Origin of the sequence: Nonomuraea sp. NPDC050663, from assembly GCF_044456985.1 — a bacterium.
Taxonomy (GTDB): domain Bacteria; phylum Actinomycetota; class Actinomycetes; order Streptosporangiales; family Streptosporangiaceae; genus Nonomuraea.
In genome coordinates this window covers 374,735-393,693 of the sequence record NZ_JBITGL010000007.1, presented here as the reverse complement: position 1 = coordinate 393,693, position 18,959 = coordinate 374,735, and the positions used below count along the sequence as shown (strand labels likewise).

At 72.3% G+C, this 18,959-nt stretch carries 16 protein-coding genes; 8 read left to right on the top strand and 8 right to left on the bottom strand.

What is annotated here, in order from left to right:
* Window positions 1-22: 22 nt before the first annotated feature.
* On the bottom strand, window positions 23-994 hold the full coding sequence (locus ACIBH1_RS24485; RefSeq protein WP_397316212.1) for a helix-turn-helix transcriptional regulator: 972 nt from the start codon (window positions 992-994) through the stop codon (window positions 23-25).
* 60 nt (window positions 995-1,054) lie between these two features.
* Here ACIBH1_RS24485 and ACIBH1_RS24480 point away from each other — a divergent pair, with 60 nt between their 5' ends.
* Entirely contained in the window at window positions 1,055-2,044 is a 990-nt protein-coding gene (locus ACIBH1_RS24480; protein WP_397316211.1) for an MDR family NADP-dependent oxidoreductase, read from the top strand.
* 88 nt (window positions 2,045-2,132) lie between these two features.
* Here the strand turns inward: ACIBH1_RS24480 and ACIBH1_RS24475 are convergent, their stop codons facing one another.
* The 3 genes from ACIBH1_RS24475 to ACIBH1_RS24465 form a co-directional block, all read right to left on the bottom strand.
* Window positions 2,133-2,594 (bottom strand): peroxiredoxin family protein, encoded by a 462-nt coding sequence (locus tag ACIBH1_RS24475; RefSeq protein ID WP_397316210.1) that lies wholly within the window; start codon window positions 2,592-2,594, stop codon window positions 2,133-2,135.
* A gap of 38 nt (window positions 2,595-2,632) precedes the next feature.
* The gene (locus tag ACIBH1_RS24470) at window positions 2,633-3,172 is read right to left on the bottom strand and encodes an RNA polymerase sigma factor (RefSeq protein WP_397316209.1); all 540 of its coding nucleotides are present in this window, start codon (window positions 3,170-3,172) and stop codon (window positions 2,633-2,635) included.
* Window positions 3,173-3,337: 165 nt separating this feature from the next.
* Window positions 3,338-4,579: a polysaccharide lyase family 1 protein gene (locus ACIBH1_RS24465; protein ID WP_397316208.1), complete on the bottom strand. Its 1,242-nt coding sequence runs from the start codon at window positions 4,577-4,579 to the stop codon at window positions 3,338-3,340.
* 156 nt (window positions 4,580-4,735) lie between these two features.
* On the opposite strand from ACIBH1_RS24465, the gene ACIBH1_RS24460 reads away from it, so the two are divergent.
* The 7 genes from ACIBH1_RS24460 to ACIBH1_RS24430 all read left to right on the top strand — a co-directional run bounded on the left by ACIBH1_RS24460 (window position 4,736) and on the right by ACIBH1_RS24430 (window position 12,461).
* Window positions 4,736-6,037, top strand: a complete 1,302-nt coding sequence (locus ACIBH1_RS24460) for an ABC transporter substrate-binding protein (RefSeq protein ID WP_397316207.1) — start codon at window positions 4,736-4,738, stop codon at window positions 6,035-6,037.
* Complete coding sequence (locus ACIBH1_RS24455) at window positions 6,034-6,957, top strand: carbohydrate ABC transporter permease (protein ID WP_397316206.1); 924 nt, start codon at window positions 6,034-6,036, stop codon at window positions 6,955-6,957. Before ACIBH1_RS24460 ends, ACIBH1_RS24455 begins: the two co-directional genes overlap by 4 nt.
* Window positions 6,947-7,759, top strand: coding sequence for a carbohydrate ABC transporter permease (locus ACIBH1_RS24450; RefSeq protein WP_397316205.1), 813 nt, complete (start codon window positions 6,947-6,949; stop codon window positions 7,757-7,759). The genes ACIBH1_RS24455 and ACIBH1_RS24450 overlap by 11 nt, the downstream gene beginning before the upstream one ends.
* Window positions 7,756-9,147 carry a Gfo/Idh/MocA family protein gene (locus tag ACIBH1_RS24445; protein ID WP_397316204.1) on the top strand — a complete coding sequence of 464 codons (1,392 nt, stop codon included), beginning with the start codon at window positions 7,756-7,758 and terminating at the stop codon, window positions 9,145-9,147. The genes ACIBH1_RS24450 and ACIBH1_RS24445 overlap by 4 nt, the downstream gene beginning before the upstream one ends.
* Before the next feature lie 104 nt (window positions 9,148-9,251).
* Window positions 9,252-10,067, top strand: a complete 816-nt coding sequence (locus ACIBH1_RS24440; protein ID WP_397316203.1) for a PmoA family protein — start codon at window positions 9,252-9,254, stop codon at window positions 10,065-10,067.
* Window positions 10,064-11,290, top strand: a complete 1,227-nt coding sequence (locus ACIBH1_RS24435) for an ROK family protein (protein WP_397316202.1) — start codon at window positions 10,064-10,066, stop codon at window positions 11,288-11,290. Before ACIBH1_RS24440 ends, ACIBH1_RS24435 begins: the two co-directional genes overlap by 4 nt.
* A 148-nt stretch (window positions 11,291-11,438) precedes the next feature.
* Window positions 11,439-12,461 carry a nitrilase-related carbon-nitrogen hydrolase gene (locus ACIBH1_RS24430; protein WP_397316201.1) on the top strand — a complete coding sequence of 341 codons (1,023 nt, stop codon included), beginning with the start codon at window positions 11,439-11,441 and terminating at the stop codon, window positions 12,459-12,461.
* Here the strand turns inward: ACIBH1_RS24430 and ACIBH1_RS24425 are convergent.
* The 4 genes from ACIBH1_RS24425 to ACIBH1_RS24410 are packed head-to-tail and all read right to left on the bottom strand — an operon-like array spanning window position 12,412 to window position 18,930.
* Window positions 12,412-14,088, bottom strand: coding sequence for an allophanate hydrolase (locus ACIBH1_RS24425; protein WP_397316200.1), 1,677 nt, complete (start codon window positions 14,086-14,088; stop codon window positions 12,412-12,414). The two genes, ACIBH1_RS24430 and ACIBH1_RS24425, sit on opposite strands and share 50 nt — an antisense overlap.
* The gene (locus ACIBH1_RS24420) at window positions 14,085-17,558 is read right to left on the bottom strand and encodes a 5-oxoprolinase/urea amidolyase family protein (RefSeq protein ID WP_397316313.1); all 3,474 of its coding nucleotides are present in this window, start codon (window positions 17,556-17,558) and stop codon (window positions 14,085-14,087) included. The genes ACIBH1_RS24425 and ACIBH1_RS24420 overlap by 4 nt, the downstream gene beginning before the upstream one ends.
* A gap of 2 nt (window positions 17,559-17,560) precedes the next feature.
* Window positions 17,561-18,148, bottom strand: a complete 588-nt coding sequence (locus ACIBH1_RS24415) for an urea amidolyase associated protein UAAP2 (RefSeq protein WP_397316199.1) — start codon at window positions 18,146-18,148, stop codon at window positions 17,561-17,563.
* The gene (locus ACIBH1_RS24410; protein WP_397316197.1) at window positions 18,148-18,930 is read right to left on the bottom strand and encodes an urea amidolyase associated protein UAAP1; all 783 of its coding nucleotides are present in this window, start codon (window positions 18,928-18,930) and stop codon (window positions 18,148-18,150) included. The genes ACIBH1_RS24415 and ACIBH1_RS24410 overlap by 1 nt, the downstream gene beginning before the upstream one ends.
* Window positions 18,931-18,959 lie beyond the last annotated feature (29 nt).

Below are 18,959 nucleotides of genomic sequence, written 5' to 3'. Positions count from 1 at the left end.
TCCCGCGAGGTTCCGGGCTGACTCACTCCCGGCCCGGGACCTCCGCTCTCCCGGCCGCGCCGAGAAACCGCCTCCCCCAATCCCTGAGATGGTCGACGAACTCCGGTGGTTCGATCACCTCGAACTCCGCCCCCACGTTCCCCACCGCCTGCGCAGGCCAGTCGAAGCTGTTCGAGACCATCGTGAGCCGGCACCGGTGCTCATCGACGGGTTCGACCTCCCCCCACTGCCCGACCATCCGCCGAACCCGGTCAGCCGGGGCGTGCACCACCACCACGACCCTGTGCGCGGCCGGAACCCGGGCCACGGCGCGCACGAACGCGACCGCGTCCCCGCCCGGGAGAGTCCGGGGCCGGAAGGCGGCGCCGGAGGTGCGCGGCGCGGTCAGCCGGTCGAGGCGGAAGCTACGCCAGTCGTACCTGGTCAGGTCATAGGCCACCAGATACCACCGTCCTCCGAGCGCGACGAGGCGATGGGGCTCCACCTCGCGGTCGGTCCGCGCCCCGCCGCGCGTGGTGTAGAGGAAGCACAGCCTCTCCCGATCCCGGCAGGCCTGGGCGATCGTGGTCAGCGCCTCCGCCGGGACGACCGGACCGGCCCGCGCCGCAGAGACGGTCATCGCGCGCAACGCGTTCACCCTGGCCCGCAGGCGGGGCGGCAGCACCTGGACCACTTTGGTCAGGGCTCGCAGGGCCGCCTCGTCCAGACCGGCGATCCCGGTCTGCGCCGCGTCACCCATGCCGACCGCCAGCGCCACCCCCTCTTCGTCGTCGAGCAGCAGGGGTGGCAGGACCGCGCCGGGGACCATCCGGTAGCCGCCCTCGGTGCCCCGGGAGGCGCGGACCGGGTAACCCAGCTCGCGCAACCGGTCGACGTCCCGCCGCAGGGTGCGTTCCGAGACCCCGAGGCGGGCCGCCAGATCGGCGCCGGACCAGTGGCGTCGCGCCTGCAGCAACGACAGCAGTTCGAGGGTGCGGGCAGCGGTACCGGCCATCGTTCCATCATCTCCCCCTTCCGGACAGAAACTGACCGGAAGGCTCCTTACGGTGAAGGTATGAGAACGCGCGAGATCCAGCTGACCGCCCAGATCCCGGCGGCACCCGCTCCCGAGCACTTCACCGTCGCGCAGACCGACGTCGACGGCGAGGTCGTGGTCCGCACCGACTACGTAGGCCTGGCCGCCACCTACCTGGAACTCATGCGCCCCGACTGTCACCTGCCGGTCCCGGCCTGGCAGCCGGGGCAGCGGGTGGGCGTCACGGCGATCGGCACCGTCCTGAGCTCGGCCGACCCGGAGCTGAAGGCAGGCGATCTGGTGCAGTCGATGAGCGGCTGGAGCACGCACTCGGCCGGCCCCGCGGCCGCCTACACCAGGCTGGATCAGCACGCCTACCCGGACCCGAGCTACTTCCTGGGCCAGGGGCCGACCGCCTACTACGGCATCGCGGACGTGGCCGAGGTCGGCGAAGGGGACGTGGTGTTCGTGACGGGCGCCGCGGGCGGCGTGGGTTCCCTGGCCGGCCAGATCGCCCGCAACCTGGGGGCGAAAAAGGTCATCGGCAGCGCGGGCAGCCAGGCCAAGGCGGACTACCTCGTCGACGAGCTCGGTTTCGACGCCGCCTTCGACTACCACCAGGACCCGGTGACCGCCCTCCGGACGCTGGCTCCCGAGGGCATCACCGTCCTGTTCGACACGGTCGGCGGTGCGCTGTACGACGCGGCGCTCCAGGTCGCCTCGCCCGGCGCGCGGTTCGCCCTGTGCGGGTCGTTGTCGACCCAGCTCGGCGCCGCGGCCGACCGCTTCCCCGAGCCCGACCAGGCCGCGGCGGAGGCCAGGCAGGTCAGACTGCTGCCGTTCTCCTGTCATCACACGCCCGACCAGATCGCCGCCTGGCACCGTCACTTCCACACCGCACTCGGCCAGGGCCGGTTCGTGTACCCGCGGACCGTGGTCGAGACCGGCATCGAGGGGGTGCCGGACACGTTCCTGGCGATGCTGCGGGGCGAGTTCCGCGGCAACGTCTCGGTACGCCTGACCTCCTGAGCGCGGATTCGCCGGATGCGTTCCCCGGCCCGCTCTCAAGGGCGAGCGGGCCGGGGCGGTCAGGCGCGAACGGCGAGCGCCCCCTCCCTCATGGCCGCAAGGCGCCGACAGCCGTGGAGATCTCCTTCCCCAGATACCCCCCGGTGGGCAGCGTCGCCCCATGGGCGTGCCGCACCACCCCCTCCGCGTCGATGAGCACGCTCCCCGACTGCTGCATCGACCCGAACACCTTGCGGTCCAGCCCGAACAGCTCGTGCGGCGTCCCGCCCCGCCCGACCACCACCGTGAACGGCACCTGCCTCCTGGCCTTCCATCCGGCGGCGGTGCGCCGGTCCTCCGGGACCGCGACGATCACCTTCACCCCGCCCGCGGCGAATTCGGCACGCCGCCGGACGAGATCCTGGACGTGCCGGTTGCAGATCGGGCATGACGTCGATCTCATGAAGTACACCAGCACGGCCTCACGACCCCGATGATCGGACAGCCGGACGGTCTGCCCGTCCGTGTCCTCCAACACGACGTCGGGCGCGAGTGACCCGTTTGTGAGCATGGCGAAGCTTCCCTTCGAATCGGGTGGGTGAAAAGCGGTCAGCCCTCGGTGAGGCTGCGACGGACCGTGTGGCGCGCGCGGTGGAGGTGGGACTTCATCGCGGCGGTGCTCAGCCCGAGCCGGTCGGCGACCACGCGACCGGGATAGCCCAGGACGTCCCGCATGATCAACACCCGGCGCTGGACGTCGGGCAGCTCTCCGATCGCGCGCGTGACGAGTTCGGCCTCCAGCCGCTGGAGGACCTCCTCCTCGGCCGACGTCACCGCGCCGGGGGCGGGCTCGTCGTGGCGGTCGAGCAGCAGCCGGGCCCGGCGCAGGCACTCGTTGCGGACGATCCTGAACATCCACGACGCCAGCGCCCCGGTGGCGCGCAGGGTGCCGATCTTCCGGTAGAGGATGATCAGCGCTTCCTGCGCGGCGTCCTCGGCGTCCTGCGGGGACGAGCACAGGTGATGGGCGAAGCGCCGTACATGGGTGTGGGCACCGTGGACGACCGCGGCGATCGACTCCTGGTCACCGGCCTGCGCGGCCTCGATGAGGCGCGTGCTCGCCCAGCCGCCGTCAGCCACGTCAGTCATCCCTCAAGTCTCCTCTTCACGGGTCCGTCACCCATAAGAGGGCGGCACCCGGCAAAAGGATTCACCCTTTCCGAACCCGCTTGGCGGACACCCTCCGAACGACCGACACCGGCGAACCGACCGGCTGCCCGGTCCGCCGCCCCCGCCGCGGACCGGGCGGTCTCGTCAGCGGCCGATCGACTCCTGCGGCCCGGCCGAGGTGGCCAGCAGCCCGGGCAGGGCCGTGGCCGGGTCGGGCGCGTAGGCGTAGAAGTCGGTCGGCTCGAACGCCGCGCCCTGCTCCTTGATCAGCCCCTCGTGCCAGAAGCTGCTCCCGCTGACGATGTTGTCGCGCTGCACCAGCTCCCCGATCGGCGACACGTAGTACGGGTCGGGCACGTTGTGGAAGAGGCTGTGCTCGATGACGCCCTTCGTCCCGCCCCGCACGTAGTTGCCGTAGGCCCCGACATCCTGCAGATAGTTGCTGTACATGTGCAGGTTGGCGAGGTTGTCCGCGCTGGGGTTGCGCTGGCCGGTGCGGGCGAACCAGTTGTGGTGGATCGTCATCCGCGCGGTGACGTTCGGCGTCCACCCGATCCCGAACGTCTTGTTGTTGTCGAGGAACTGGTTCCACGACACGGTGATCGCGGTGGCGTCCTTGCGGCTGTCGAGCAGCCCGTCGTTCATGCGGGTGAGCCGGTTGTGGTCGATCCAGACGTGGTGGGCCGAGTCGATCTGGATGGCGTCGTAGTCGAACGACTTGTCGTCGGGGTCGTCCTCGGGCATGAGGGTGTCGCGGATGGTGAGGTTGCGGATGATCACGTTGCTGGTGTCCGGGCCTAGGAAGAAGCCGCCGCCGACGATCTCGCCCGCGGTGCCGGCGCCGATGATCGTCTTGTCGGAGGCCACCTTGAGCTCGGTGCCCTTCGGGGTGAGCTCGATGGTCGCGGCGACCTTGATGACGTACGGCTCGGCGGCGGTGACGTAGGCGGCGAGCTCCTCCTGGGTGGTCACGGTCACCGTGGCTCCGGCGGCGCCGCCCGTGGTGCCCTCGGCGAAGCCGTCCGCGATGTCCGTCCACCGGCGCGCGCCGCCGAGCGGTTCGAAGGTACGCAGGCTGCCACCGACGCGGTAGCGGCCGTCGCCGGCGTGGTCGAGGGTGGTGGGGGCCGAGCGGCGGTTCGCGCCGTCGACGAGGATCACCTGGCCGCCGGGCGCGGCCTCGAGCCTGAGCTGGGCCGTACGGCCGCGGCAGGGGCGGTCGCGCAGCTCGACGTCGAGGCATCGGCCGCCGTCGGCGAGGTGATAGAAGCCGCCACCGGGAGGAACGGAGGCCGGGGCAAAGACGGAGGCGGAGGCGGGGACGGCGGTCCAGGCGAGCAGGGCCAGCCCGGCCGCGGGCATGGCGAAACGGCGGGGTGAGATCACGGGGGGTTCCACCTTCGGGGAGGGATGGGCTCACTGTAGGAAGGGCGCCGAATTACCGTCAATGGCTTTCCGCAATATTTGTTTCATGGATTGACGCAATAGGAAACCCCGCCGTAACCTCCTGGCCAATCCCCCCTGCGCGAAGGGCAACGACCCATGATTTCCAGAAGAGACGTCCTGCGGACCGCCGGTCTGACCGGCCTGGGCCTGGCGGTGGCGGCCTGCGGGCGCGGCTTCGGCGGCGGTGGCGGCGAGGCCGCGTCGGGCAAGATCGAGCTGAACATGGTCTGGTGGGGCGACGCCGACCGGGCCGCCAAGACCCAGGCCGCCCTCGACCTGTTCATGAAGCAGAACCCCACCGTCGCCGTCAAGACCGAGTACCAGGACAGCGGGCCGTACAAGGACAAGCTGGCCACGCGCTTCGCCGCCGGGAACCCGCCGGACCTGATGATGATGCGCATGGACTCCCTGCGGGAGTACGCCGACCGCAAGGCCCTGCTCGACCTCGACGCCCACGCCTCCGCCGTCGACACGACCGCCCTCAGCCAGGCCGCCAAGGACCTCACCAAGGTCGGCGACGCCACCTACGGCATCCCCTCGGGCCTGAACACCATCGGCTTCGTGGTCAACAAGACCATCACCGACCAGTACGGCGTGGCCGTCCCCGACGGCGACACCTGGACGTGGGAGGACCTGGCCGCCTTCGCCAAGGAGATCTCCGACAAGAGCGGCAAGAAGGTCTACGGCACCCTCGTCGACCCCGCCACCCTGGCCAACGTCATCGTCTACGTCGCCCAGCAGGGCGAGGACTTCTTCACCGCCGACGGCAAGCTCGGAGCCAGTGAGGCCACGCTGACGAAGTGGTTCCAGCTGTTCGAGGACATGCGCAAGGACGGCGGCTTCCCGCCCGCCGGCTTCGTGGAGACCACCGGCTCCTCCCCCGAGCAGTCGTACATCGCCAAGGGCTCGATCGCCTCGCAGATCATCCCGACGAACAACTTCCTGCGCTACAACCAGGTCTCCGGCGGCAACCTGCAGCTGCTGCGCATCCCCGGCGAGTCCTCCGGCAAGCGCCGCGGCATGAACATCGGCACCCCGGCCCTGTGGTCGATCGCCGCGGGCTCCAAGCACCCGGCCGAGGCGCTGAAGCTGCTGAACTTCCTGGTCAACGATGTCGAGGCGGGCAAGGCGATGAAGACCACCCGCGGCGTCCCTGCCAGCGGCTTCGTCGCCGACGCGATCAAGCCCTCGCTCGACAAGGACGACCAGGTGGCCACCGACTACCTGATCGGGCTGCAGAAGGAGACGCTGCTGTCGGTGCCGCCCTACCCCGTGGGCGCCAGCGCCGTCCAGGACGCGCTGACGGCGGTCGCCCCCGAGGTCGAGCACGGCCGCGTGACCCCCGCCGAGGCGGCCAAGAAGATCATCGACGAAGCGGCGAAGGCCCTGTCGCAGTGACGCTCGTCCAAGATCCGCCCGCGTCCCTGGCGGCGGCGCCCTCGCCCGCCAAGCCGCGCCAGGACCGGTCGGGCTACCTGTTCATCCTGCCCTGGTTCCTCGGGATGGCCTTCACGATCGTCCCGTTCTTCGCCTCGCTGTACCTGTCGTTCACCGACTACAACCTGCTGAACGCGCCGAACTGGATCGGCCTGGACAACTTCGCCGACATGTTCGCCGACGCCACCTGGTGGCAGTCGGTAAAGGTCACGGTGATCTATACGTTCGTGTCGGTGCCGCTCTCGCTGGCCATGGCGCTCGGCGTGGCGATGCTGCTCAACCGCGGCGTGCGCGGCCTGCCGGTCTACCGCGCGGTCTTCTACCTGCCCTCGCTGCTGGGCGGCAGCGTGGCGCTGGTGCTGCTGTGGCGCTACATCTTCGGCCTGGACGGCATCGTCAACGCCTTCCTCGGCGTCTTCGGCATCGAGAAGATCGCCTGGACCTCCGACCCGGACTTCACCCTCACCACGCTGATCATCCTGCACATCTGGACGTTCGGCTCGCCGATGGTGATCTTCCTGGCGGGGCTGCGGCAGATCCCGGCGATGTACTACGAGGCCGCCGCGATCGACGGGGCCGGAAAGTGGCAGCAGTTCCGCAGGATCACGCTGCCGCTGCTCAGCCCGATCATCTTCTTCAACCTGATCCAGTCGCTGATCTCGTCGTTCCAGACCTTCACCCAGGGCTACATCTTCAGCGGCGGCAAGGGCGGCGCGGCCAACTCGACGCTGTTCTACAACCTCTACCTCTACAAGCAGGGCTTCGAGCAGTTCCACATGGGCTACGCCTCGGCCATGGCCTGGATGCTGCTGATCATCATCGCGGCCTTCACGGCGCTCAACTTCGCCCTGGCCAAAAGGTGGGTGCACTATGAGAACTAAGCACCTGGTGTTGTGCCTGGCCGGCGGGGTCATGCTCTACCCGCTGGCGTGGCTGGTGGCCAGCTCGCTCAAGCCCAACGACCTGATCTTCAAGGACCTGTCGTTGTGGCCGGCCGAGTGGGACCTGTCCAACTACGCCGAGGGCTGGACGGCCCTGGCCTACCCGTTCGACCTCTACCTGGTCAACTCGCTGGTGATCGCGGCGCTGACCATCGTCGGCAACCTGCTGTCGTGCTCGCTGGCCGCCTACGCCTTCGCCCGGCTCAATTTCCGCGGGCGCAAGCTCTTCTTCGCGCTGACGCTCGGCACGATGATGCTGCCGGGCCACGTGCTGCTGGTGCCGCAGTACATCCTGTTCAACAAGATGGGCTGGCTCGACACCTTCTTCCCGCTGATCGTCCCGAACTTCCTGGCCACCAGCGCCTTCTACATCTTCCTCATGGTGCAGTTCATCCGGTCGCTGCCCAAGGAGCTCGACGAGGCCGCGCGCATCGACGGGGCGGGCACGTTCCGCATCTTCTGGAGCGTCATCCTGCCGCTGTGCAAACCGGCCTTCGCCACCACGGCGATCTTCACGTTCATCGCGTCGTGGAACGAGTTCTTCAGCCCGCTGCTCTATCTCACCGAGCAGGAGCTCTACACCGTGCCGCTGGCGCTGCGCCAGTTCATCGACTCCGAGGGCCAGTCGCAGTGGGGCCAGATGTTCGCCATGTCGTTCGTCTCGCTCGCGCCGGTCATCGGTTTCTTCATCGCCGGCCAGAAGTACCTGGTCAAGGGCATCGCCACCACGGGACTCAAATGAAGCGCCACGCGTTCGTGGGCACCGGCTCGCGCGCCCAGATGTACCTGTCCGCGCTGCTCGGCCCCTACGCCGACGTCGGCCGCCCGGTGGCCTTCTGCGACACCAACGAGGTGCGCATGGCCTACTACGACCGGTTCGTCCCGCTCCCCCACTACACCCCCGACCGGTACGACGAGGTCCTCGGCCTCGCCGACGTCGTCGTGATCACCTCGCCCGACCACACCCACGCCGACTACGTCAGCCGCGCGCTGCGGCGCGGCGTGGACGTGATCGTCGAGAAGCCGATGACCATCGACGCGGCCGGGGTCCGCGAGATCGGCCGGGCCCTGGACTCCGGTACGGCGGAGCTGACCGTCACCTTCAACTACCGCTACTCCCCGCGCAACTCCCTGGTGAAGGAGCTGATCCCGCAGATCGGCGAGGTCACCTCGGTCACCTTCGAGTGGTGCCTCGACACCGTGCACGGCGCCGACTACTTCCGCCGCTGGCACCGCGACAAGGCAGCCTCGGGCGGGCTGCTGGTGCACAAGGCCACCCACCACTTCGACCTGGTCAACTGGTGGATCGGCGACCGGCCAGAGGTGGTGTTCGCCCGGGGCGGGCTGCGGTTCTACGGGTCGGGCAACGCCCGGCGCCGCGGGCTGGGCGAGCGGCCGTCGCGGGGCGTCGTCGACGGCGACCCGTTCTCGCTCGACCTGGCCGCCGACGACACGCTCCGGGAGCTGTACCAGGAGGGCGAGCACCTCGACGGCTACATCCGCGACCGCGACGTGTTCTCCGACGGCATCACCATCGAGGACAACCTCTCCGTGGTGGTCGGCTACCGGGGCGGGGCGTCGATGGCCTACACCCTGCACGCGCACTGCCCGTGGGAGGGCTACCGGGTCGCGATCAACGGTACGGCGGGGCGGATCGAGCTCGACGTGGTGGAACGCCCGTTCGTCACGCCGTCGGGCGCCTCGGCGAGGATCGGGGCGGCCACCGCCGCCTCCAGGGCGGGCGGGCGGAGCCTCGATCCCGGGGCCGCGGAGAGGGCCGCATCGGATGATGGGGCCGCACCGGATGATGGGGCCGCGCTGGACGACGGGGCCTTGCACGAGGCCGCACCGGACGACGGGGCTCCCCGGCGCCGGGGCTCGCGGCTGCTGCTGCAACGCCACTGGGAGCCCGCCGTCGAGGTGCCGATCCCGCAGGGCGCGGGCGGCCACGGCGGAGGCGACGCGATGCTGCTGCACGACGTCTTCCGCGGCCCAGGCCGTGACCCGCTCGCCCGCCACGCGGGCTTCGCCGACGGCGCCGCGAGCGTCCTGGTCGGGGTGGCGGGCAACGAGTCGCTGCGCACCGGCAGGGCCGTGCGCCTGGACGAGGTCGGGCTGCCACCGGCATGACGGGACGCGCCGAGGTCGCCGGGCGGAGCGGCGTCTCCGCGGTGCTCGTGGCGGCCTCACCCGGGGACTACCCTCGTAATCCCCGGACGTGTGAAGGCGGCGAGATGACCTCGGAAGTGCTGCAGGTGAACGGGCGTGAGGTGGCCACCTACGTCTGGCAGCCCAAGGCGCCCGCGTCCAGTTCTCCGCGGCCCTACCTGCATCCGGTCCGCACGCTCGCCGGCCGTACGGTCACCGACGCCGTGCCCGACTCGCACCCGCACCAGTTCGGCATCGGGGTGGCCTTCCCCGACATCGACGGGGTCAACTTCTGGGGCGGGCGCACCTTCGTCTCCGGTCACGGGCCCGCCTGGCTCGACAACCACGGCAGCCAGCGGCACGAACGCTGGCTGGGCCGCAAGGACGGCTCGTTGTCCCACTCCGTGCGCTGGCTCGGGCCCGACGAGGAGACGCTGCTGCAGGAACGCCGGGTGATCACGAGCGCGCCGGTCAACGGGGCCGTCTGGTCGCTGGCGGTGCGCAGCGTGCTCACCAACGTCGCCGACCGGCCGCTGGTCGTGCGCAGCTCGGCGTCGAAGGGCCGGGTCGGGGCGGGTTACGGCGGCTTCTTCTGGCGCGGCCCCGACGTGGGCGGCGCGGGCGTGTTCAGCCCGTCGGGCTCCGGCGTGGAGCCCGTCCACGGCCGGCGGGCCGACTGGGTGGCGGTCGCCGGAGCCGACTGGACGGTGGTCTTCCGCTCCGAGGAGCCCGGCGGCGGCACGTGGTTCGTGCGTGCCCGCGACTACCTCGGCGTCGGCTCGTGCGTGTCGTGGGACGAACCGAAGGTGCTGCGGCCGCTGGAGACGATCGACATCAACGTGGTCGCGCTCCTGGCCGACGGCGTCCTGGGCGCCGCCGACGTGGACCGGCTGCTGTCATGACCGCCGCGTTCCGGCCGAGCGGGCCGCGCTCGCCCGACGGGGCGGTCCGCCAGGAGAACCTGCGCGACCTCAACCTGGAGGTCGTCTTCCAGCGCATCCTGGGCGCGGGCGAGCCCATCTCGCGCACCGAGCTGGCCTCCGCCACCGGCCTGACCCGCCCCACGATCACCCGCATCGCCGAGGAACTCCTGGCCGGGCGGCTCATCACCGAGAAGGGCGTCACCCACAACGGCAGGGCGGGCCGTCCCCGCGTCGGGCTGACGTTGTCCGACCAGGGCCCGGCCGGGCTGGGGCTCGACATCCGCGCCGACGGGCTGGCCGCGTGCGTCGTCGACCTGACCGGCACCGTGCGCCACCTGACCTTCGCCCCCGCGCGCTACGCCGGGCGCGAGGCCGGGGCGGTGCTGACGGAACTGGCCGGGATGGCACGCGACGCCGCGGGCGCGGTGGCCGCCAAGGACCTGACGGTCGTCACCACGACACTCGCCGTTCCCGGCCCGGTCGACGGCGGCCTCGTGCGCTCGGCCCCGGCGCTCGGATGGCGCGACGTGGCGGCCGGAACGTTCCTCGGCGACCTGGGCCTGGCCACGGCCGTCGACAACGAGGCCAACCTGGCCGCGCTGGGCGAGCTGTACGCCGCCGACCAGGGCGACGACCGGGCGCTCGACAGCTTCGTCTACGTCTCGGGCGGGCTGGGCATCGGCGCCGGCATCGTGCTGGGCGGCCGGCTCATGCGCGGGGCGCGCGGCTGGAGCGGCGAGCTCGGCCACGTCACCGTCCAGCCCGACGGCGAGCCGTGCCCGTGCGGGTCGCGCGGCTGCCTGCAGACCTACGCCAGCACCGCGGCCATCCTCGGCGGCGAGCCGGTGCCCGAGGGCGCCAACCCCGACAACGTGATCACCGAGCGGGCCGAGGCGGGCCACCCGGCCACGCTGGCCGCGCTCGAACGCGCGGGCACGGCGCTCGGCATCGCGCTGTCGGGCGTGCTGAACATCCTCGACCTCGGCACCGTGCTGCTGGGCGGCAGCTTCTCGCTCATGTCGTCGTGGCTGACGGCGACCGTCAAGGCCGAGATCGACCGCCGGGTGCTGACCGCGGCCTGGGCCCCGGTGACCGTACGGCCCGCGCTGCTCGGACCCGACGCCGCCGTGATCGGGGCGGCGCTGACCTCGATCGACCAGATCAGGCAGCGGCCGACGGTGTGGCTGGCCCGCCAGGGCTGAACCGTCAGGGCTGACCTGGCTGGGCTGACCTGCCTGGTCAGCCCTGCCTGGGCTGACCTGGCTGGGCTCAAGCGGCTGGGCTCAAGCGGCTGGGCTCAAGCGGCTGCGCACGGTGGGCCGGGCCGACGATTCGCGGCAGACTGGGCGGATGATCGACGCCTATCGCGCGCTGGCGCTGCAGCTGGCCACCCGTGCCGTCACCTCCCGCGAGCAGATCGCGGAGGCGATCGGCAGGATGGCCGCCCAGGTGGCGGGCGCCCGCGCCTGGCTCGGCCCCGAGCTGCGCCTGGTCGTCCTGCCCGAATACTTCCTGACGGGCTTCCCCATGGGCCACGACGTGCCCGCCTGGCAGAAGCTGGCCTGCCTCGCGCCGGACGGGCCGGAGTACGAGGCGATGGGCGAGGTGGCCAGGCGCCACGGGCTGTTCCTGTCGGGCAACGCCTACGAGACCGACCCGCACTTCCCCGGCCTGTACTTCCAGGCGTCGTTCATCATCGACCCGTCGGGCGAGGTGGTGCTCCGCTACCGCCGCCTGCACTCCATGTTCTCCCCCACGCCCTACGACGTGTGGGACGCCTACCTGGAGGTCTACGGCGTCGAGGCGGTCTTCCCCGTGGCGCGGACCGAGCTGGGGGCGCTGGCCTGCGTCGCCTCCGAGGAGATCCTCTATCCCGAGCTCGTGCGGGCGCTGGCCCTGCGCGGCGCGGAGGTGCTGTGCCACTCGACCTCCGAGGTGTCGGCGCCCACGCTCACGCCCAAGGCCGTGGCCCGGCGCGCGCGGGCGCTGGAGAACCTCGCCTACGTGGTCAGCGCCAACTCCGGCGGGCTCGACGGCATCCCGATCTCCCGCGACTCGACCAACGGCGGCTCAGAAGTGGTCGACTTCGAGGCCAGGCAGCTGGCCGTCGCCGGTCCCGGCGAGTCGCTGGTCGCCTCGGCCGAGCTCGACCTGGCCGCGCTGCGCCGTACCCGGGCCAGGCCGGCCATGACCAACCTGCCCGCCCGGCTCAAGCCCGCCCTGTGGGCCCAGGAGTACGGCAGGCACGAGGTGGAGCCGCCCAACGCGCTCCTCGACGGCCAGGTGCCCGACCGGGCCTGGTTCGTCCGGCGCCAGCAGGAGATCATCGCCTCCCGGACGCCAGGTACGCCCTCCAGCCACCGTGAGCCGTGATCTCCGTGGCGCCGCTAAGCCCTTCCGGCGTGCACACGAAGCCGGTCACCGAACCTCCGTCGGCGAGCTCGACCTCGCCCAGCGCCAGGGGTCTGGGCACGTCGGCGAGCAGGCCGCCCAGGCCGTCCGCGGGTAGCTCCCAGACCTCCACCTCGATGGCCGCCCCGCCGTCCGCCGCCCTGACCAGGCCGGGCTTGGGCGGCTGCGTGGCCAGGGCGTACAGGCGGTAGTGCGGCGCGGTGGCCGTCGTGGCGGCCAGGCGCGCGCCGCGGGAGGTGAGCTGGTGGTTGAGCGGCTGGCCGCTCAGGTGGGCGCCCACCACGGCGAGCAGGAGCGGCGGGGCGAGCCGTTCGGCGATCGCGGCCAGCAGGTCGTCGGCGTGCGCGCGGCCCAGCAGCATCACGCCGAAGGGCCGCCCGTCCACCTCGCCGGCGGGCACGGTCAGGGCGGACAGGCCGAACAGGTTCGTGGAGTTGGTGAAGCGCCCCAGCCGCGTGTTGGCGGCCAGGGGGTGCGCGGCGACCTCGGCGAGGGTGGGGTGGCCGGGTGTGGTGGGCAGCAGGAGGGCGTCGGCGTCGCCGAGGTTCGCCATGGCCCGGGCGCGCAGGAGGGCCAGGCGTTCCTGGTCGGCGAACAGGCGGTGCGCCGGCAGGGTGGCGGCGGCCGTGATGATGCCCGCGACCGTGGGGTCGAGGTCGGGGCCGCCCTTGGCGACGAACTCCCCGACCGCGGTGTGCCGCTCGGCGACGAACGCGCCCTGGTAGAGCAGCTCGGCGGCCTCCAGGAAGGGGGCGGGGTCGACGGGCAGGAGTTCCACGTCGCGCAGCGACCGGGCGGCGCGCTCGAAGGTCGCGCCCCAGCCGGGGTCGAGCTCGCCGAGCGTGTCGACGGGCGGCACGGCCACCCGCCACGGCCCCGGCCTGCGGCTCCCCCGCACCCCGGCACCCGGTGACACCGGCGCCCCGGCCAACCCTCCGGCCGGGACCTCCGTCAAGGTCGCGTCCGCGCCTCCGGTCGCCATGGCGGCGAAGGCCCGGCGGGCCTCGGCCAGGGTGCGGGCGAAGACGGTCACGCAGTCGAGGCTCCTGCACGCGGGCACCACCCCCGCGGCGGGAACCAGGCCGTAGGTCGGCTTCACCCCGACGATGCCGTTGAAGGCGGCGGGGACCCGCCCGGAGCCCGCGGTGTCGGTGCCGAGGGCGAAGTCGGCGATCCCGAGGGCGACCGCCACGGCCGAGCCCGAGCTGGAGCCGCCCGAGACGTAGGCCGGGTCGACGGCGTTGCGGACCGCGCCGTACGGGCTGCGGGTGCCGACCAGGCCGGTGGCGAACTGGTCGAGGTTGGTGGTCCCGAGGACCACGGCGCCCGCCGCCCGCAACCGCGCCACCACCTCGGCGTCGCGGCCGGGCCGGTAGGCGTACGACGGGCAGCCCGCGGTGGTGGGCAGCCCGGCGACGTCGATGTTGCCCTTCACCGCGAAGACCGTCCCGGCGAGCGGCAGGCCAGGATCAATCGCGGCGGCCTCGGCCTCCACCTCGGACGGCGGGCGCAGGTCGATCCAGATCTCGGGCCTGTCCACCTCGGCGATGCGCGCGTACGCCCGCCGTACCCTCTCGACCGCGCTCACGCCGCCTCTCCCTTCAGCACCACCAGGGCGGAACCCGCCTCGACCTGGTCGCCTGGCCTGACCAGCACTCGCTCCACGACCCCGCCCTGCTGGGCCACGACGGCGGACTCCATCTTCATCGCCTCCAGCACCACCAGCCGGTCACCGGCCTCGACCCGCTGCCCCTCGGTCACGGCCACCTGCCAGACGCTCGCCGCGAACTCGGCCTCGGCCACCACACCGCCCGCGGGCACCTCGAAGCCCGAGGGGGCGGGCGGCGCGGCGTCGGCCTCCGCGCGCGAGAACTCTCCCGCCGCCTCCCACGCGGCCCGCTCGGCGGCGAAGGCCGTCGCCTGGTGGGCGCGGAAGGCGGCGATCGACTCGTCGTTGGCCGCCAGGAACCGCCGGTATCCGGCCAGGGAGAACTCCCCCTCCTCGACCTTCGGCTCCAGGCGTCCCGCCGCCATGTCGGCGCGCAGGTCGAGCAGTTCGCGCGCGCTCACCGGATACCAGCGGATACGGTCGAAGAAGCGCAGCGACCACGGACGCTCTCCGCCGTAGGTGGACCACACCTGCACGGTGCGCCCGACGAACTGGTAGCCGCCGGGGCCCTCCATGCCGTAGACGCACAGGTAGGCGCCGCCGATGCCGACGGAGTTCTCCGCCGTCCAGGTCCTGGCCGGGTTGTACTTGGTGGTGATCAGCCGGTGCCTGGGGTCCAGCGGCGTTGCCACCGGCGCGCCCAGGTAGACGTCGCCGAGCCCGAGCACGAGGTATTCGGCGTCGAAGACGACGTCGTAGACGTCCTGGACGCTGGCGAGCCCGTTGACGCGGCGGATGAACTCGATGTTGTCGGGACACCAGGGGGCGTCGTCGCGCACGCCCGCCATGTAGCGCTGGATCGCCTCGCGCGTGGCCGGGTCGTCCCACGACAGCGGCAGGTGGACCGTGCGCGAGGGCACCACCAGGTCCTCGACGGGCGGCAGGCCCGCCTCCAGCTCCATGACGACGGCCAGCAACCGCTCCTGGGCGAGCACCGCGGGGTCGAGGTGGACCTGGAGGGAGCGGATGCCGGGGGTGATGTCCACGACGCCCGGCAGCCGGGCCGCCTCGATCGCCTCGGCCAGGGCGTGCACCCGCATGCGCAGGGCCAGGTCCAGCTCCATGGGGCCGAACTCGACGAGGATGTTGTCGTCGCCGCTGCGCCGGTAGGTGACGTCGCCCCGCCGTACGAGCACGCCGCCGTCGCCGCGGCGGCCGACGGCCGAGGGCAGCGGGACGAACCGCACGCTGTCGCCGGGGCGCAGCTGGCCGAGCTTCCACCGCTCGGCGGTGACGACCGTCGCCGGGCAGACGAACCCGCCGAGCGAGGGCCCGTCGGGACCCAGGATGACGGGCATGTCGCCGGTGAAGTCGACGGCGCCGACGGAGTAGGGGGTGTCGTGGATGTTGGAGGGGTGCAACCCCGCCTCGCCGCCGTCGGGGCGGGCCCAGCGGGGTTTGGGTCCGACGAGCCGTACGCCGGTCCTGGCGGAGTTGTGGTGCACCTTCCAGGTGGCGGCGTAGAACTCGGCGACGTCGTCGTCGGTGAAGAACTCGGGTGCGGCGTGCGGGCCTTCGACGACGCCGATCTCCCACGTCCCGGTCATGGCCGGGGGCACGGCGGAGCCGGGCGGGAGGTGCGGGCCGCCGGGCACGGCACGCAGCACGTCGCCCGCCCGCAGCGCCCGGCCGCCGTGCCCGCCGAAGTTGCCGAGGGTGAAGGTGGAGGCGCTGCCCAGGTAGCCGGGCACGTCCAGCCCTCCGGCCACCAGCACGTAGGTGCGCATGCCGGTGGCGGGCGTCCCGACGTCCAGCAGGGCGCCCGCGGGGACGACGAAGGGTTCCCCGATCGCGACGGGCCGCCCGTCGACGGTCACGGGGGCGGGTGCGCCGGTCACGCAGGCGGCGGTGGCGTGGGTGAAGCGCAGCGCGGGCCCCTGGAGTGTGCACTCGAGCCCGGGAGCGCCCTCCGGGTTGCCGAGGGCGAGGTTGCCCTCGCGGAAGGAGCGCCAGTCCATCGGCCCCGAGGGCGGCACCCCCACCTGCCAGTAGCCGGTCCTGCCCGGCCAGTCCTGGACGGTGGTCTGCATCCCGGCCCTGACGACCTCGATGCGCGGCGTGGTGTCGGCGATCCCCGCGAGGGTGGCGGTGCTGTGCCGTACGGCCAGCACGTCGTCGTCCTCGACGACGGCGCGCAGCAGCCCGAGGTTGGTCTCCACCCCGTCGATCCGGCACTCCTCCAGCGCAGCGCCGAGCCGCGCCATGGCGGTGTCGCGGTCGGGCCCGTGGGCGATCACCTTGGCCAGCATCGGGTCGTAGGCGGTCGTCACCTCCGTCCCGGTCTCGACCCACGTGTCGACCCGCACGCCGGGCGGGAACTCCACGCGGGTCAGCCGCCCGGCGCTGGGCCGGTACTCCCTGTTCGGGTTCTCGGCGTAGACCCGGGCCTCCACGGCGTGCCCGCGCGGCTCGGGCACCCCGGCCTCCAGCGGCGAGGTGTCGCCCTGGGCCAGCCTCAGCATCCACTCGACCAGGTCCACGCCGTAGCGGGCCTCGGTCACCGGGTGCTCCACCTGCAGGCGGGTGTTCACCTCCAGGAAATACGGCCGGCGCCGGACGGGGTCGTAGATGAACTCCACCGTCCCGGCCGAGCGGTAGGAGACCGACTCGCACAACCGCACGGCGCTGTCGGCGAGCAGGTCGCGCACCGCGTCGGGCAGGCCGGGGGCGGGCGCCTCCTCCAGCACCTTCTGGTGGCGCCGCTGCAGGGAGCAGTCGCGGTCGCCCAGCGCCACGACCCGTCCCAGGCCGTCGCCGAAGACCTGCACCTCGACATGGCGCGCCCCTTCGACGAGGGTCTCCAGGAACATGCCGGCGGTGCCGAAGCCGGCCGTGGCCACGTGCTGCACGCTCACCCACGCCTCGCGCAGTTCCGCCGCGTCCCGGCAGGCGCGCATGCCGATCCCGCCTCCGCCCCCGGTGGCCTTGAGCATCACCGGGTACCCGATGCGCTCGGCCGCGGTCAGGGCGGCGGACAGGTCGGCCAGCAGCCCCGTGCCGGGCAGCAGCGGAACCCCCGCCTTCCTGGCCGCGGCGCGGGCGGTGTGCTTGGCACCGAACAGCTCCAGCTGGCCGGGCGTGGGACCGGCGAACACGATCCCGGCCTGCTCGACGCGGCCGGCGAAGCCGGCGTTCTCCGACAGGAACCCGTAGCCGGGGTGCAGCACGTCGGCCCCCGACTCGATGGCCGCGCCGAGCACCCGGTCGGCGTCGAGGTAGCTCTCCTTGGCGGGAGCGGGGCCGAGGCGGACCGCGTGGTCGGCCAGGCGCACGTGGGCCGCGCCGCGATCGGGGTCGGAGTGGACCGCCACGGTCCGCAGGCCCATCCGGCGGGCGGTGCGGATGATCCGGACCGCGATCTCGCCGCGGTTGGCCACCAGCAGCGTCATCGTCACTGGATCGTCATCCTCACCGGCGTGGGGTCGAAGCCGTTGCACGGGTTGTTGATCTGCGGGCAGTTGGAGACGAGCACGAGCACGTCGGTCTCGGCGCGCAGGCTCACCCGCAGGCCGGGGGCGGAGATGCCGTCGACGATGCCGAGGGTGCCGTCGGCCTCGACGGGGACGTTCATGAACCAGTTGACGTTGCTGACCAGGTCGCGCTTGCCCAGGCCGTGGCGCAGACCCTCGGCCAGGAAGTTCTCCACGCAGGCGTGCTGCGACCAGGTGTGCTGGCCGTACCTCAGGGTGTTCGACTCCTTGGAGCAGGCGCCGCCGACGGTGTCGTGGCGGCCGCAGGTGTCGTCGACGACGGTCATGAGCGGGGTGTGCTCGTTGGACAGCAGCACGGTGCCGGTGGTCAGGAAGATGCCGCCCTGGGCGTGGACGGTGTCCTGGGCGCTGTAGCGCACGCGGGTGTCGTGGGCGTCGTAGAGGAGGCAGTCGACGGCCTGGTTGCCGCCGAGGTCGGTGATGGTGAGCGTCCTGCCGGCCTCGACGACGGCCGACCAGGGGGCGCGGGCGGGGACGGTGATGTCCATCAGCGGGTCACCTCGGCGGTGTTCTCGAAGGCGCGGCGTGCTTCCGGGGTGGCGTTCCAGAGGGCGTCGCCTGGGCCGGTGGGCGTCGCCTGGCGGGCCGTCACCTCCAGGAGGCCGCAGGTGTAGGTGGGGCGCGGGTCGACGGGGTGGGCGGTGTTGGCGATGAGGATCGTCACCGGCATCTCCATGCGGAGAGTGACCGCGGCGCCGGGACCGGCCGAGCCGGTGAACTCCAGGCGGCCGGTCGCCGGGTCGACGCGCACGCCCTGGAAGAAGGAGATCGAGGGCGGCAGGTCGCGCGGCTCCAGGCCGTGCTTGGCGGCGGCCAGCTTGAACAGCTCGCGCCCGGCGGGCGAGGCGCCGTGCGGGGCGCCGTCGCCGTACCGCCCGGTGTTGCGGCGCAGCGTGGAGGCGCCGCACATGGTGTCGGCCGGAGCGCTCGACTCCGGGATGGAGGCCAGGACCCGGCCCTGGTCCGACAGCAGCAGGTGGCCCGCGCCCGGGTAGGCGTTCCAGAGCACCTTGACGGTGTCGGCGACGTTGAGCCGCTCCCAGGGGCGGCCGGTCACGTACAGCAGCAGGTGGGCGCAGGCCTCGCCGGTGACATCGGTCAGGGTCAGCTCCGTGCCCCTGGCCAGGGCGCGATGCGTGTAGCCGCCGCCCGCCACCGTCTCCGACCAGGTCAGGCCCTCGGGGGCGGGCACGTGCGGCATGGCGGGGACGGTCGTGCCCTCCTGGGCGCGTGCGTGCTCGCGCGCGCCGTGCGTCGTGGCTGTGGCCATCGGCTCCTCCTCTATTTCTGTCGCACGAC

Excerpts from the sequence above, each read along its gene's own strand:
- ACIBH1_RS24485 (WP_397316212.1), bottom strand. The coding sequence starts at position 994 with ATGGCCGGTACCGCTGCCCGCACCCTCGAACTGCTGTCGTTGCTGCAG.
- ACIBH1_RS24450 (WP_397316205.1), top strand. The coding sequence starts at position 6,947 with ATGAGAACTAAGCACCTGGTGTTGTGCCTGGCCGGCGGGGTCATGCTC.
- ACIBH1_RS24420 (WP_397316313.1), bottom strand. The coding sequence starts at position 17,558 with ATGACGCTGCTGGTGGCCAACCGCGGCGAGATCGCGGTCCGGATCATC.
- ACIBH1_RS24460 (WP_397316207.1), top strand. The coding sequence starts at position 4,736 with ATGATTTCCAGAAGAGACGTCCTGCGGACCGCCGGTCTGACCGGCCTG.
- ACIBH1_RS24480 (WP_397316211.1), top strand. The coding sequence starts at position 1,055 with ATGAGAACGCGCGAGATCCAGCTGACCGCCCAGATCCCGGCGGCACCC.
- ACIBH1_RS24440 (WP_397316203.1), top strand. The coding sequence starts at position 9,252 with ATGACCTCGGAAGTGCTGCAGGTGAACGGGCGTGAGGTGGCCACCTAC.
- ACIBH1_RS24435 (WP_397316202.1), top strand. The coding sequence starts at position 10,064 with ATGACCGCCGCGTTCCGGCCGAGCGGGCCGCGCTCGCCCGACGGGGCG.
- ACIBH1_RS24445 (WP_397316204.1), top strand. The coding sequence starts at position 7,756 with ATGAAGCGCCACGCGTTCGTGGGCACCGGCTCGCGCGCCCAGATGTAC.
- ACIBH1_RS24470 (WP_397316209.1), bottom strand. The coding sequence starts at position 3,172 with ATGACTGACGTGGCTGACGGCGGCTGGGCGAGCACGCGCCTCATCGAG.
- ACIBH1_RS24430 (WP_397316201.1), top strand. The coding sequence starts at position 11,439 with ATGATCGACGCCTATCGCGCGCTGGCGCTGCAGCTGGCCACCCGTGCC.
- ACIBH1_RS24410 (WP_397316197.1), bottom strand. The coding sequence starts at position 18,930 with ATGGCCACAGCCACGACGCACGGCGCGCGCGAGCACGCACGCGCCCAG.
- ACIBH1_RS24415 (WP_397316199.1), bottom strand. The coding sequence starts at position 18,148 with ATGGACATCACCGTCCCCGCCCGCGCCCCCTGGTCGGCCGTCGTCGAG.
- ACIBH1_RS24475 (WP_397316210.1), bottom strand. The coding sequence starts at position 2,594 with ATGCTCACAAACGGGTCACTCGCGCCCGACGTCGTGTTGGAGGACACG.